The following is a 14,531-nucleotide window of genomic DNA, read 5'->3' as shown; positions in this document are numbered from 1 at the left end:
GGTTGTTTTCCTTTTATTTTACGTTAAAATATATGTAGTAAACAAAGTTATTTCACATATATATATATAAATTGGAGGAGTTCTATGTTTCGCTTATTTCGCTATGCAAGCAATTATAAAAAAGAAGTCATTTTAGGACCGATTTTTAAATTTTTAGAAGCAGTTTTTGAACTGTTACTTCCTTTATTTATGGCCAAACTAGTTGACCAAGGAATCAGTAAGCTAAATATTCCCATTATTTGGCAAACAACACTAGAAATGATTTTGATTTCGATCATTGGCTTTATTTTTGCCATCGTTTGTCAATATTATGCTTCTGTAGCTTCTCAAGGATTAGGAACTGAGCTGAGAAATGTCTTGATGAAAAAAATCAATACGCTAAATCATCAAGAGCTAAATCATTTTGGAACTGAAAGCTTGATTACACGTCTAACCAACGATGTCACTCAAATTCAGTGGGCATTAGCTATGTTAATTCGCCTCGTCTCCAGAGCACCCTTTTTAAGTATCGGTGCAGTGATTATGGCTTTTAGTATTGATCTTCAAGCGGGATTCATCTTTTTAGCTGTCTTACCGATTTTTTGTCTACTATTATATTTCATTATGACCCGTTCTTTTCCAATGTATCAAAAAGTGCAGGAAAAATTGGATCAACTCAACCAAGCTGTGGCCCAAAACTTAAGTGGGATTCGCGTTATTCGTGCCTTTGTTCGGACAAAAGATGAAGTCGCTCAATTTAATCAAGGGGTCGACGAATTATCAGATGCTTACTTACGGGTTACCCAACTCTCTGCTTTATTATCGCCAGCAACAACCTTGGTGATGAATTTGGGGATTGTTGGTATTTTTCTTATTGGTGGACAAAAGGTCAATCTCGGACATCTACAGGCTGGGCAAGTACTTGCATTGGTCAATTATATGAATCAGATGCTACTAGCTTTAATCATTGTCGCTAATTTGGTCATTTTATATACCCGTGCGCATGCTTCTGCTAAACGGATTAATGAAGTGCTAGATGTGCCTAGCGTTCAAGAACAGATTACTGAGGACTTTCCGACCCCTAATCAAGCACCCATTTTTGCTTTTCATGATGTTGATTTTCGCTATGGTCCTAAATTTGGTTTAGCCTTAAAACAGTTAAACTTTGCCATTCAAAAAGGAGAAACCATCGGAATTATCGGAGCTACCGGAAGTGGGAAAACGAGCTTGATTTCACTTTTACCACGCTTTTATGAAATTGCCGGTGGTGTGATTCAGTATTATGGTACAGATATCCAGGCAATCGACAAACATCAATTACGTAAACAAATCGCGCTTGTCCCACAAACAAGTGTCCTCTTCAACGGGACGATTCGTGAAAATTTACAATGGGGAAAAGTCGATGCCACCGATGAACAATGTTGGCAAGCCTTAGAAATTGCTCAAGCGAAAGAATTTGTTGAGACTTTGCCTGAAGGATTAGACACGCCGATTTTTGAAGGTGGAAAGAACTTCTCCGGTGGGCAAAAGCAACGACTAACTATCGCCCGTGCCTTGATTAGTCAACGGCCAATATTAATTTTAGATGATTCATTGAGTGCACTTGATTATCAAACGGATTTGAACTTGAGACGAGCCTTACAAAAATTAGATTGTACGACCCTCATTATTTCCCAAAGAATCCGCTCTATCCAAGGAGCTGATCAAATCTTAGTCTTAGATAATGGCACCTTGGTTGGTTGCGATACCCATGAGCAGTTGTTAGCTACTTGTCCGACTTATCAAGAAATTTATCAAGCACAACAGGAGGATGAAGCATGAGACAAGGAAAAATGAATGCCCAATCAATGAGTGCTTTTATGCCTTATTTACGTCGTTTTCGTCTACAAAATTGGACGGCTTTAGCTTTAGGCATTTTGAGTGGTATCGCTAGTGTGCTACTTACCTATGCCATTGGTCAGATTATCGACTTGATGATTGGACTCGGTAAAGTAGAATTTTCCCTAATCTATCGTGCCATTGGTTTCTTCTTATTATTGGTAGTCATCAATGTGCTCGAGCAATATTTTATTCAACGTATCGGTAATCGTGTGGCCTATTTAAGTGTTGCTAACCTACGTAAAGATACCTTCTTACATCTTAATTCATTACCAGTGAGTTATTATGACCGCACACCTCATGGAAATATTATGAGTCGCTTTACTAATGATATGGATAATATTTCAGCTGCGATTCAAGCCATTTATACCCAAGTTTTCTCTGGTGGGACGATTGTAGTGATTTCACTTGGGATGATGTTTTACCTAAATGTAGGGTTAACATTGGTCGTATTAATTGCGACGCCTATTATTGTGATGAGTAGTTGGGTGGTTGCCAAACTATCACAAAAAAACTTTGTTGCCCAACAATCTATTCTAGGAGATATGTCGAGTTTTATTACCGAAATGGTCGGCAATCAGAAAATTGTTAAAGCTTTCCAACACGAAACGATAAATCAACAAAAATTTGAAGAAATGAATCAAATTCTTTACGTAAAAGGTAAAAATGCCCAATTTTCATCTGCTATTGCCAATCCACTTTCACGCTTTGTCGATCACCTGGCTTATGTAGCAGTAGGTTGTGTTGGTGGGCTATTGGCAATTAAGCATCCCGAACTTGTCAGCATCGGAACTGTTTCAAGCTTTACGATTTATTCGAGTCAATTTTCAAAACCTTTTATTGAATTGACGGGACTCACTACCCAAATTCAAAGTGCAATGGCGGGGATGGAACGCACCATTGAGTTATTGGCCCAAAAGCCATTGAAGGAAGAAGCCTCACTTACCTTACCACCTATTCAAGGAAAAGTTGAATTTCAACATGTGGATTTTCGTTATGTCCCTTCCCAACCTTTAATTGAGGATTTCAATTTTACTGCTCAACCTGGACAAACGATTGCCATTGTTGGTAAAACTGGCGCAGGTAAATCCACACTGGTGAACTTATTGATGCGTTTTTATGAAGTCAATCGTGGCAACATTTTAATTGACGGTGTGGATATTGCAAAAGTAAAACGTGATGAATTAAGAAAGAATTTTGGCATGGTGCTTCAAGATACGTGGATTTTTGATAGTACTTTACGTGAAAATCTCGTTTTTGGTCGTCCAGATGCTACGGATGAAGAAATCACTGATGCACTCAAAAAATCATTTATGTATGATTTTGTCATGCGATTACCTCAACAATTAGATACGCCTCTTGGGGAGAAGAATGTCAAAATTTCAGATGGTCAACGCCAATTGCTGACCATCGCGCGAACCATGATTTCAAACCCTCCGATGCTTATCTTAGACGAGGCCACTAGTTCTGTCGATGCTTTGACTGAAAGAAAGATACAAGATGCCTTTTTAGCAATGATGAAAGGAAAAACTAGCTTTGTTATCGCCCATCGACTCTCTACTATTCAATCTGCAGACCAAATTTTAGTGATGGATCATGGACAAATTGTCGAAATGGGCACACACCACCAATTATTGCAACAAAACGGCTACTATGCCAAACTCTATCACGCGCAATTTACACAAACACAAATTTAAACGCTATTCCTTTGCGAATGACTGATAATCATTGGCAGAGGAATTTTTCTTTTGATAAGCAAGAGGTTTACAAACAAAAAGACAATTTAAGTAAAATGTCCTATAATAAAGCTGCACCAAAAATGAAAGAATGTGTCTACATTATGCGGCCAAACAATATCGTTCCCTTTAAACAATCCACGTCTGTACCTACTAAAGAAATGGCAGATTTATTGCAAGTAGGTACCGAACTACTTTTATATCAAGCCATCCGTAATGAAACCTATCATCCTTTCTTATTTTTAGTAGATACCCTTCCTAAAGAGAAACAAAAAGAACTGCTTTCCTGCCGTCGCCAAGCTGTGACTTATTCAGCCCATCTATTTATCGAGCATCTGCGCCAATCAAATTTATTAGAAAACTACTGGCAAGAAAACCAACATATCTTCAAATCTTTGGTTGAATCAGATGGGAGCGGTGATCATGGCTGAGATTATCCCTTTTCCCAATCATTCGGCAAATGCTAGTGTTACGGCTGAATTAATGAATGATATTTTGCATACGAGTTTAGAGCTAGAAATCTACCAATCCATGCGCACGGGGCATTTTGATCGCGTGATTGTTGACTTTTATTTACTCCCTCTTAGTGAACAGGAAGCCTTAAAAAAGCGTGATCCACAAACCGTTTGCTATTATGCCGAACAAATTGCTAAAAAAATGAATCTATACAAATAACCTAGCAAAAGATGGGATGAATCTCTTGCTAGGTTGCTTTTTTTATGATAATTTTCGTTTTAATTGTTCCATTGGTAAAGCTTTACCGACAATATATAAAGTAGCGATTTGCAATGGCACAGTAATCACTAATTTCATTAAGCGAGCGGACCAGATAGCCCAGCTGTTTAATGGAATATTGTACATAATGGATAACCAAATTGGCGTTAAAATCAAAGTAAATAAGACAGTATTGGTTAAAACACAGGCAATACAACGTTTCAGTGTCACTTCTTTATTGTAGAAGTATAAACCATAAACGACACCGCCTAGAAAAGCACTAAATGTAAAGCCGATAAAGAATGGACTTTTTGCTAGTAAGCTCATCCCAACCACATCCGATAAAACACCGCCGATACCAGCCCACCAAGGACCTAAAAATAGACCCATTAAAAATGTAGCGACAAACGCAAAGGAAAACTTCACCAATTGCGTTTCGATGGCAAATTGACGACTTAAAACAATTTGAATCGCCACTAGTAGCGCTAATAACGCCATCGATTGAACTGAAATTTTGTTGTTTTTCATGTGTGCATCTCCTTAATGAGTTGCTACAAAAATTGCAGCGAATGCGAGATTAGCACCGCGAATAAAATTCTTCGTCAATGAGGCAACATCCCATCCTCAAAGCACTTAACGCACTAACCCCTACTCTATAATAAAAGGTTGTGAGAAGGGTCGCTCAGCTACAAGCAGCTAAGTTTGTCCGGAATGACAGGAAAATCCACTATGTTTTAAGATTTTCCTAGTCAGACCGGCTTAGATGCGATGTAGCTACCCTTCGAACACCGTCCAAAAGGTTGTGAAGCTACTTGGTCAGACTTCTTCTTACAACCCTACGCCCATCATATCACACTTTCTGAAAATATTGCTAAAATTTCATTCTTTTCTTTAAAAAAATGGCTAAATGTTTGCCTTTGATTAGTGAATATTCGTCTTTTTCGTTGCTAAAGCGAAAACTGGAATTTTGGCTTGCTTTTGGATAGCTTTAGCGACAAGATAAGCGATATTAAAATCAATCATACTATGAATAAGACCACCTAAGCCAATCATGCCGAATAAGAAAATAAAATAATTGCGATCAAATGTCGTATTTGTAAGATTGCCAAAGTAAGCAAAAGCAAAGACAACAACGACTTCAAAACTAGCATGAATAACTGCTATTACAAAATTAAATCCTTGTAATTTCCACGGACTTTGAATCAATTGTGGATTTTTTTTTAGGTAAAGTGCGCCAACTGTTACAAAAAGGATATGCGAAAGAGCGCGTAATCCGATAATCGGTGGTAAAGTTAAAAAGAATCCTAAAGCTGTTCCTAAAGTGACACAAATCGCCATTAAGGGTGAGAAAAACATAGCAATCATCGCTGGTACGTGACTTCCTAAAGTATAAGAAGCAGGTCCGATAACAATTTTTGGCATAACCATCGGAATCAAAATCCCTAAAGCAATCAGTAAAGCAGCAACGGTTAAATTTTTTATCGATTGAATTTTCATTTTTAAGTAACTCCCTTTTTTCATTCTTCCATACATCTACTAACCAGCTATTCTGTCATGACAATAACAGGTTGTTCTAACTATAATCTACTTTTATTCTAATGTCAAGACAGTAAATGGAAGTAAAAAAATAAGACACCTCTTACCAGTGTCCAAAAGTAGATGGAGGAAATGAAAAACGAACATCCGGAGTCATTGGGGAATGGGAAGGGGCTCACAAAATATTCGTTTATATCTAAAAATTTCCTCCACACTTGTAGGTTATCTACAACTATATTATACTACATTTTTATTTTTTAATAAATATTTTATATTTAAAAAACTGAAATATTAGCAAAATATAGATATTATAAAAATCACAAAATAGACATAAAGTTATAAAATATTGTCTAGATGCTATTTTATATCTTTTTTTAAAGGACTATTAGCGTCATAGGATGACAGAATTATTTCTGAGAAAAAACACTTTTTTATGGGAATAAATGATACTCACCCGCAAAAAAGTGTCTTTGATCTATTTCAATTTTTCCATGGCGTTGCTTAAATCAGCAAATTCCTGTAATGTCAAGGTCTCGCCTCTTCGTTTAGGATCAATATTCGCTTGCTCTAAGGATTGTGTTAACCAATTTTTTGTTGCTTCATCTTTGCCATAAGAATGTAAAAGGTTGTTCCACAGTGTTTTGCGGCGAAGTTGAAATGCAGCTTTCGTTAATCTAAAGAAGGCTTTTTCGTCTATCACTTCTACAGCGGGTTGACTGCGGCGCGTTAGTTTCAAAATAGCTGAATCGACATTTGGCTGTGGGACAAATACCGTTTTGGGCACGATAAAAGCAAGTTGGGCCTGCATATAATACTGAACAGCAATACTTAATGAACCATAGGCTTTACTTCCTGGTTGTGCACTTATACGATCAGCTACTTCTTTTTGCATCATCACAACCATTTCATCGACTTTTAAAGCTGATTCTAGAAAATGCATCATAATCGGTGTGGTGATATAGTATGGCAGATTGGCAACTACTTTAATTGGCAAGTTTTCGGTAAAGACTTCTTGCGTCACTTGCACCAAATCGGCCTTTAAGACATCTTGGTGAACCACTTGCACATTCTCATATTCAGCTAAAGTATCTGCTAAAACTGGAATTAAACGATCATCAATTTCAAAGGCTAAAACTTGATGCGCGTTTTGGGCGAGATGCTCTGTTAAAGCACCGATACCCGGACCTACCTCGATGACATTTACTTGGTCATCAATTTGGGCAGTCTGGACGATTTTACGCAAGATATTCGGTTCGGTTAAAAAATTTTGGCCTAAACTTTTCTTAAAAGTGAAACCATGGCGTTCTAAGATTTCACGTGTATGGCTGGGATTAGCAATTTCTCTATTTTTCACACTCTTCCTCGACTTTCTTTATCGTTTCTCTTAAAGTTTGTTCATCTATCGCAAACATGGCTAAGCGTTTGGCTAACTGCTTACCATTTGTGTATCCGATACTTAGGCGTTCACCAATTTGTTGTCGTAAAAATTTGGCTTTCTGACCACCTAACAATCCTAACTCGAGTAATGTTTCTTTCGTAATGTAAGTTTGCACACTACTTTGAGGGGTCATGACTTGTTTCAGCGCGGCTAATAGACTCGCTTTATCCGCGTGTTCTACTCCTAGACTTTCGTGCGCATGACGGCTTTTTCCTTGATCTTTGGTAATAAAAGCATGTTTACACTCCGGCACAGCTTGCATGATTTTCTTCCTAATTTGTTCCCCTGAAAAATCAGGATCGGTTAAGACAATCACCCCACGTAATGCTTGGGCTTTTTTGATTTGCTCAAGTATCTTTTCATCAATAGCTGAGCCAATGGTTTCAATGGTATCGACATCAAAAAATTCGCGCAGTCTTCTCGTATCATCCTTACCTTCTACTACGACGACTTCTTGAATCTTGATTTTATCAGTCATTCACTTCACCTAGGTTAAATAAGCGATAAGCATTTTGACGACTCGCTTTAGCAATTTGTTCAGCTGGTAATTCTTTTAATTCCGCGATTTTTTCTACTACATAACGGGTATAGCCAGGCTCATTGCGTTTTCCTCGATAAGGCACTGGGGCAAGATAAGGGGCATCCGTTTCAACTAAGAAGCGATCTAACGGTACCATTTTGGCTGCAGCTTGAACATCGGTAGCCTTTTTAAATGTAACAACACCACTAAAGGATAACTCCATGCCCAAATCTAAGAACTTTTCAGCCCAATACTCATCGCCACTGAAGCTATGCATAATGCCGCCCACTTGATGAATCTTTTCATCTTTTAAAATGCGATAAGTGTCTTCCAAGGCTCCTCTAGTATGTACACTAATCGGTAAATGCTGTTCTCTAGCAATCGCAATTTGACGACGAAAAACTTTTTCTTGGACATCTTTAGGGTCTTCCATCCAATAATAATCAAGGCCAATTTCTCCTAGGGCAACGACTTTATTACGGGTTAATAATTCTTGTAAGTTTTCTTCAATTGCTGGCGTATAACTGCCTGCTTCAGTCGGATGCCAACCGATGATACTATAAATTTCAGGATAGACTTGGCTTAGTTCTAAAGACTTAGCAATCGTTGGCGTATCAAATCCCACCACGGCCATTTCACTTAGACCTAGTTCATGGGCACGCGCAATTGTTTCTGGAATATCGTCTTTAAATTGTTCCGCATTTAGATGAGTATGCGTATCAAATATCTTCATTTATCCTGTTCCTTTCAATGATTTTCAACGGCTTCATTATAACACATCTTTGAATTGAACAAAACTCTGACAAAATTTTTACATAGTCAATTGCTTTTTTATGCTATTTCTACTATTCTATTAGGTAGATACTTTTTTGAAGGGGTGAAAATGATGTACTTGTTCATTGCAATAAGTTGTTTAATATTAGCAATCTATATTTATGTCATTTTTATCTTACCTTATATGATTCGTGAAAAGCATTATTTCATCCACAAAAATTCCAATGAGATTATCGATATTTCCCATGCCTATGATTTGTATGAATTAAAAAGCATTGTCACGATTGCTCATTTTAGTGATACACATTTTTCACGATTTTTTAGTCCAAAGAAAATCAATCGACTCATCCGTTCAACGCAGCGTAATCGTCCGGAAATTATTATTTTTACTGGAGATTTGATTGAAAATTATGGCAAATGGTCACCAAAAATGAGTCCTAAATTGATTCGCAAAATGAAACGCTTCACAGCACCTATGGGAAAAATTGCGATTTTAGGTAATCATGACTATCTCAATAATGGACAATACTTTGTTAAAAACGCCCTGGAAGAATCAGGCTTTACAGTATTGAAGAATGAAGAAATTTTTGGTTCCATGGAGAATTTTTCGATTACAGTTACGGGTATTGATGATCCTTTGAAAGGTAAGCCAAAATACCATTACGAAAAAACTTATTCTCGTTGGCATCTATTACTCTTACATGAGCCTGATATGATTCAACATGTCCCAGATATTCGCAATTATGACTTGATTTTAGCTGGGCATGCCCATGAGCCTCGCAAATATTTCCGTCGCTTTAAAAAGAAGATTAAAGGGGCTGAATATTTTACACACGGACTCTATGCCGTTACGGAAAAAACGATTCTCTCTATTTGTAACCGTGCGAGACGTTCTTATTTATCGAGTCGGTTCCGTTTAGTTCCTGAAATCATTTACTATCACCTAGCTAAAGATGATGTCAATTTATTAGCAGATAAAACCCAAAAATCCTCCACAAACGAGTAATCGCTTGGGAGGATTTTTTTAGCTTGCATGGGATAAATTTTGAAAGATTGCCGTTGTTGCTTGATAAATATAGCGCGCAGTCTCTGCTTGATTCATCGTATAAAGGTGAATCCCATCCGCATCTTGGGTCACTAAATCAACAATTTGATCCAATGCATAGGCGAGTCCGGCTTCTTTGAGAGACTCCGGCTGATATTCGTATTTTTCGAGAATCGCCATGAATTTACGTGGGACTTTGGTTTGACAAGTCTGAATTAAGCGAATAGCCTGTTTACGATTAATAATCGGCATAATACCCGCTAAAATTGGCACATCAATCCCTGATAACGTACAAGATTCTTGAAAACGATAAAACGTATCATTGTCAAAAAATAACTGCGTAATTAACTGTTGGCACCCACTTTCGACTTTTCTTTTTAAATTCCAAATATCTTCCACGCGATTTTTGGAATCAGGATGCATTTCTGGGTAGCAAGCACCACTCACTTTAAAGTTGTACTCATAACCAACACTCCTCATTTATTTCTTGTAAGCAATCATAGAATATACTCAATATATTGGATAACTTTTATAAATTATTATCATTCATAGTTATAAACTATATCCTTAAAATATACTATAATGGAAATAACGAATAACCAAGAAGAAAACGTGCGATTCACTACAACCGTCATTAACAGAAAAAATGTAGCACAGCAATTATTCTATTAAAACAGATAAAAATAACTCATAGAATTATTTTATGAATTATTTTTTTGCTTAATACTTAAACGAATCAACTTATTGTCAATTTACAAAACATTTATATATCAGCATTTCAAACCATAAAATGTCTCTATCATTCAAATATGTAATAATTTAAGCCATCAAAATAAATATTTAATAAAATAAACCTTTTTAGTTGAATTTTCAGCAAAGATTGGTACAATAAAGACATTGTAAAGGAAGTACAACCATGAAAGATATTTGTCAATTTGTTCAAAATTACACCCCTTATAACGAGCAAGAGGAAAAAGATAAAAACTTGATTTTACAGCAGCTATCAACAGACAATATCCTAACAAGAAAAAATCTTGTGGCTCATCTGACCGTATCGGCTTGGATTGTTAGCCCTGATTTTAAAAAAGTGTTGATGGCTTTTCATCGTATCTATCAATCTTTTGCTTGGTTAGGGGGACATCTTGATGGCAATGCAGATATTGTGGCCGTCATCAGAAAAGAAATACAAGAAGAAAGTGGCTTAAGTGAATTTCAGCTTATAGAAGATCAACTATTTTCGTTAGAAGTATTAACGGTAGATGGTCATGTCAAAAATGGAGAATATGTTTCTAGTCATCTACATTTAAATCTGACCTTTCTTTGTATCGCGAATCCTGATTTACCCATTCGTATTCAGCCGAGTGAAAATAGTCAAATCGCTTGGCTAGAGGTAGACAAAATCAATCAATCCGTTAGCGAAGTTTGGTTTATGAAACATATTTATCAAAAATTAATCGATAAAGTAAAATTACTAGAAGGTGAATCGTCATGCGCATCCAGCAACTAGCATATTTGGATAAAATCGTGGAAACTGGCTCGATTAATGAAGCAGCTAAACAACTTTATTTAACGCAACCGAGTCTTTCCAATGCCATCAAAGAATTAGAAGAGGAAGTTGGTATTCAATTATTAATTCGCAGCAAACTAGGAGTTAGTTTAACCGAAGATGGGCGTGAATTTATGATTTATGCACGACAAATTTTAGATCAAGTGCAACTTTTAGAAACACGTTATCATAAAAATACTAGCCGTAAGCAAACTTTTTCTGTTTCCGCACAGCATTATGCATTTGTGGTTCATGCATTTGTTGAATTGTTAAAATCAGTGGATAGCAAAGAATATCAATTTACCCTACGTGAAACGGAAACGCAGAATATTTTAGATGATTTAGCAAAATTTAAAAGTGAGCTAGGCATTTTATATTTAAATGATTTTAACCGCAAAGTCTTGCTTAAATTATTTAAGGAAAATGACTTAATTTTCACCCCACTTTTTGTCGCAACCCCGCACGTCTTTGTGAGTCGCTACAATCCATTGTCTGAAAAGAAAATCATTACTTTAGAAGATTTAGAAGATTATCCATATTTGTCATATGAACAAGGAGAAAATAATTCCTTTTATTTTGCTGAAGAAATATTGAGTACGACTTCGCATCATAAGAGTATTAAAGTGAGTGATCGGGCAACGATTTTTAACTTAATGGTTGGTTTAAATGGCTATACGATTAGTTCGGGAATTATCAGTAGTGAGCTGAATGATGATAAAATTATTGCGATTCCACTAGATGTGGATGACTCCATGACTTTAGGTTATCTACGTCATCGCCAAGTTCAATTATCACGTACAGCCAATCATTACCTAGAGTTATTAAAACAACATATTCGTGATTACGGTTTTGAGATTATTGACGAAAAATAACCTAACCGCTGCTTGTAGCTGTTCGACCCTTCTCACGACCTTATTAGACGGTGTAAATCGACTAGCTACTTCGGCGTATAAGCCACCACGTCTGGGAAAGTCTTTGCTTCTCGGACTTTCCCGACGTGTCGGACAATCTTATCCGCTCGTAGCTGACCAAGTCGATTTACAACCTTTAAAAAAACACCTACAGTCCTTGAAAATCTCGACTGTAGGTGTTTTTTTAGTTTAAATATTTTCGTAAATGTATTGAATCAATTCTTCAGTCTTATCCCAACCTAAACATGGGTCGGTAATTGATTTACCATAAGTACCTTCAGAAATATCTTGACGACCATCTTCTAGGTAACTTTCAATCATAAAACCTCGAACCATTTGCTTGATATCCTCATTCCAAGCGCGATTGATTAACACTTCTTTGACAATACGAATTTGTTCTAAATATTGCTTACCAGAATTATCATGGTTGGTATCCACAATAATAAATGGATTTTGATAATCATCCGCTTTGTAGGCTTTCACGGCTTTTAATAAGTCTTCGTAATGATAGTTTGGAACGAATTGGCCTTGTTCACTTAAAGCCCCACGTAAAATCACGTGTGCTAGTTCATTACCAGATGTTTTCACTTCGCTACCGCTAAAGATAAATTCTTGACTTCTTTGAGCAGCATGCAAAGAGTTAAATAATACTTTCATATTCCCACTGGTTGGATTTTTTAGTCCAGTTGGGGCATCAATCCCACTTGCGACAAAACGGTGTTGTTGGTCTTCTACACTGCGCGCGCCAACCGCATGATAGCTAACTAAATCATCGACAAATACTAAGTTTTCTGGATAAAGCATCTCATCGGCAGTCGTTAAACCAGCTTCCACAATGACACGCTTATGTAATTTACGCACAGCTACCATCCCACGAATCAGATTCGTTTCGCCATTTGGATCTTGTTGGTGTAACATTCCTTTATAACCATCGCCATTGGTACGCGGTTTACCAGTATACACACGTTGAACGATGAAAATTTTATCTTTGACTTTTTCTTGGATAGCTGCTAATTTTTTGGCATATTCTAATACAGCTTCTTCATTATCTGCTGAACATGGACCAATGACTAGTAAAAAGCGTTGATCTTTGCCCGTAATCACATCTCTTAATTCTTGGTCTCGCTTGTCTTTAAATGCTTGCTCTTCTTCAGATAAACAAGCAATGGATTTAATCAGTTCAAGATTCACTTGTTTGCTGACCGCTTCAAAACTCATTTTATCGCTCCCTTTTATTCTTTGAACTTTGCTTTCTTATTGTACTAAATAAAGAAAATTTCACAAAGTAATATGCTTTTATAATTGCATTTATTCTAACAAATATAGACAAGCTGTTCAACCAAAATAATGAGAAAGTTTTAATGTTTTTTCCTTGTGACGTGATATAATCGAGATGAACAAAAGAAAAGGTGGCACTACAATGATTTGGGAGCGTTTTAAAAACATTCAACAAAATGAAATTTCTGAATTAGTGACGATGCGATTGGATGGTTTCAAGCAAAAAATCTTAATCGAAGGACGTTTTCGCAATAATCCTATCCTCATCTTTTTACATGGTGGTCCGGGTAGTCCAGCACCATTTTCGGCAGGTTGTCGTGGGATGTTTCCTGAATTGACCGAAAAATTTTTGATGGTGTATTGGGATCAGTTAGGCTGTGGGGTGAATGACCGGCAAATTTCAGAAGACTTTACAATTAATCATTTTGTTCAGATGACAGAAGATTTAATCAAACAATTAAAGCAGATGTTTCCTAAAAATGATTTGTATCTTTTTGGTTATTCTTGGGGGACGATTTTATCTACTTTAGTGACCAAACGTGTGCCACATCTAATCAATGGAGTGATGGCTTTAGGACAAATTGTGCGCGATTTAGGCTTTAATGAGTTCGTCTACTACGCCTTAGAACATGCCAAAATGCCAAAATTCCGGCAAAAAATATTAGCCAAAATCAAGCGAAAAAAGAAACATTCCGTCTATGATTTGCACAGAATTGAATATTGGATTAAACGATACACCAATGGCTATCAACCAAAGAAAGCCGAAAAATACCCACTTTTTTCAATTATTGCCATTATGCTATCAAGTCCTGATTATCGATTGAAAGATTTAATCGCTGTATTATTAAATGGCACGCGCAAAAATCAATCATTGGATAAAGAAATGATGCAAGTCGATTTAACGAGTGATTTACAAAACATCGAGGTTCCTTACATTATGATTCAAGGGCAAGATGATTTATTAACACCGACACAAATGGCTAGAGAAACCTATGAGCAAACTTATAATCCTAATTTGCAATTTGCCCTCGTGCCTAATTGCGGCCATCTACCTGGTAAAACCGCTCTAAAGGAAACAATTATGATTGGCTATCAGTATTTTATGTATATTGCTAAAAAGAAACAAAGACACTAAAAAGACGAATAGGCTTGCAAACGCGCGGTCCTATTCGTCTT

At 36.7% G+C, this 14,531-nt stretch carries 14 protein-coding genes, 1 pseudogene and 1 riboswitch; of the genes and pseudogenes, 8 read left to right on the top strand and 7 right to left on the bottom strand.

The features are described 5' to 3' along the window. The first annotated feature begins 84 nt into the window (after positions 1 to 84). The 4 genes from I567_RS06875 (at position 85) to I567_RS06860 (ending at position 4,268) form a co-directional block, all read left to right on the top strand. On the top strand, positions 85 to 1,800 hold the full coding sequence (locus I567_RS06875; protein ID WP_016251526.1) for an ABC transporter ATP-binding protein: 1,716 nt from the start codon (positions 85 to 87) through the stop codon (positions 1,798 to 1,800). Beyond that, a complete protein-coding gene (locus tag I567_RS06870; protein ID WP_016251525.1) occupies positions 1,797 to 3,554 on the top strand; it encodes an ABC transporter ATP-binding protein in 1,758 nt (585 codons plus the stop codon). Before I567_RS06875 ends, I567_RS06870 begins: the two co-directional genes overlap by 4 nt. A gap of 95 nt (positions 3,555 to 3,649) precedes the next feature. After that, a complete protein-coding gene (locus I567_RS06865) occupies positions 3,650 to 4,024 on the top strand; it encodes a hypothetical protein (protein WP_018345259.1) in 375 nt (124 codons plus the stop codon). Next, a complete protein-coding gene (locus tag I567_RS06860; RefSeq protein ID WP_016251523.1) occupies positions 4,017 to 4,268 on the top strand; it encodes a hypothetical protein in 252 nt (83 codons plus the stop codon). The genes I567_RS06865 and I567_RS06860 overlap by 8 nt, the downstream gene beginning before the upstream one ends. Positions 4,269 to 4,310: 42 nt before the next feature. Here the strand turns inward: I567_RS06860 and I567_RS06855 are convergent, their stop codons facing one another. The 5 genes from I567_RS06855 to I567_RS06835 form a co-directional block, all read right to left on the bottom strand. Then, on the bottom strand, positions 4,311 to 4,835 hold the full coding sequence (locus I567_RS06855) for a folate family ECF transporter S component (protein WP_016251522.1): 525 nt from the start codon (positions 4,833 to 4,835) through the stop codon (positions 4,311 to 4,313). A 33-nt stretch (positions 4,836 to 4,868) separates the two neighbouring features. Further along, a riboswitch (THF riboswitch) is annotated at positions 4,869 to 4,965 on the bottom strand. A 263-nt stretch (positions 4,966 to 5,228) separates the two neighbouring features. Further along, complete coding sequence (locus tag I567_RS06850) at positions 5,229 to 5,804, bottom strand: hypothetical protein (protein WP_016251521.1); 576 nt, start codon at positions 5,802 to 5,804, stop codon at positions 5,229 to 5,231. A 514-nt stretch (positions 5,805 to 6,318) separates the two neighbouring features. After that, entirely contained in the window at positions 6,319 to 7,197 is an 879-nt protein-coding gene (rsmA, locus tag I567_RS06845; RefSeq protein ID WP_016251520.1) for a 16S rRNA (adenine(1518)-N(6)/adenine(1519)-N(6))-dimethyltransferase RsmA, read from the bottom strand. Beyond that, the gene (rnmV, locus tag I567_RS06840) at positions 7,187 to 7,759 is read right to left on the bottom strand and encodes a ribonuclease M5 (protein ID WP_016251519.1); all 573 of its coding nucleotides are present in this window, start codon (positions 7,757 to 7,759) and stop codon (positions 7,187 to 7,189) included. Before rnmV ends, rsmA begins: the two co-directional genes overlap by 11 nt. Next, positions 7,752 to 8,534, bottom strand: a complete 783-nt coding sequence (locus tag I567_RS06835) for a TatD family hydrolase (protein ID WP_016251518.1) — start codon at positions 8,532 to 8,534, stop codon at positions 7,752 to 7,754. Before I567_RS06835 ends, rnmV begins: the two co-directional genes overlap by 8 nt. 150 nt (positions 8,535 to 8,684) lie before the next feature. Between I567_RS06835 and I567_RS06830 the strand changes: the two genes are divergently transcribed. After that, positions 8,685 to 9,581, top strand: a complete 897-nt coding sequence (locus tag I567_RS06830; protein ID WP_016251517.1) for a metallophosphoesterase — start codon at positions 8,685 to 8,687, stop codon at positions 9,579 to 9,581. A gap of 18 nt (positions 9,582 to 9,599) precedes the next feature. On the opposite strand, the pseudogene I567_RS06825 reads toward I567_RS06830, so the two are convergent. Further along, positions 9,600 to 10,076 (bottom strand): annotated as a pseudogene (locus I567_RS06825) (methylenetetrahydrofolate reductase); the annotation flags it as partial. Between the two features lie 460 nt (positions 10,077 to 10,536). Here I567_RS06825 and I567_RS06820 point away from each other — a divergent pair. Together I567_RS06820 and I567_RS06815 are read left to right on the top strand one after the other, a co-directional pair. After that, a complete protein-coding gene (locus I567_RS06820) occupies positions 10,537 to 11,127 on the top strand; it encodes an NUDIX hydrolase (RefSeq protein ID WP_016251515.1) in 591 nt (196 codons plus the stop codon). Further along, positions 11,109 to 12,038 carry a LysR family transcriptional regulator gene (locus I567_RS06815; protein ID WP_016251514.1) on the top strand — a complete coding sequence of 310 codons (930 nt, stop codon included), beginning with the start codon at positions 11,109 to 11,111 and terminating at the stop codon, positions 12,036 to 12,038. Before I567_RS06820 ends, I567_RS06815 begins: the two co-directional genes overlap by 19 nt. A gap of 228 nt (positions 12,039 to 12,266) precedes the next feature. Here I567_RS06815 and I567_RS06810 read toward each other — a convergent pair whose 3' ends face one another. Next, complete coding sequence (locus I567_RS06810; RefSeq protein WP_016251513.1) at positions 12,267 to 13,295, bottom strand: 3-deoxy-7-phosphoheptulonate synthase; 1,029 nt, start codon at positions 13,293 to 13,295, stop codon at positions 12,267 to 12,269. A gap of 175 nt (positions 13,296 to 13,470) precedes the next feature. Here I567_RS06810 and I567_RS06805 point away from each other — a divergent pair, with 175 nt between their 5' ends. Further along, on the top strand, positions 13,471 to 14,490 hold the full coding sequence (locus I567_RS06805) for an alpha/beta fold hydrolase (protein ID WP_231940222.1): 1,020 nt from the start codon (positions 13,471 to 13,473) through the stop codon (positions 14,488 to 14,490). Positions 14,491 to 14,531 lie beyond the last annotated feature (41 nt).

This window comes from Enterococcus cecorum DSM 20682 = ATCC 43198 (genome assembly GCF_000407565.1).
GTDB lineage: Bacteria > Bacillota > Bacilli > Lactobacillales > Enterococcaceae > Enterococcus_E > Enterococcus_E cecorum.
The sequence above is the reverse complement of the archived record's forward strand: the minus strand, read 5'-3'. Positions and strand labels throughout refer to the sequence as shown.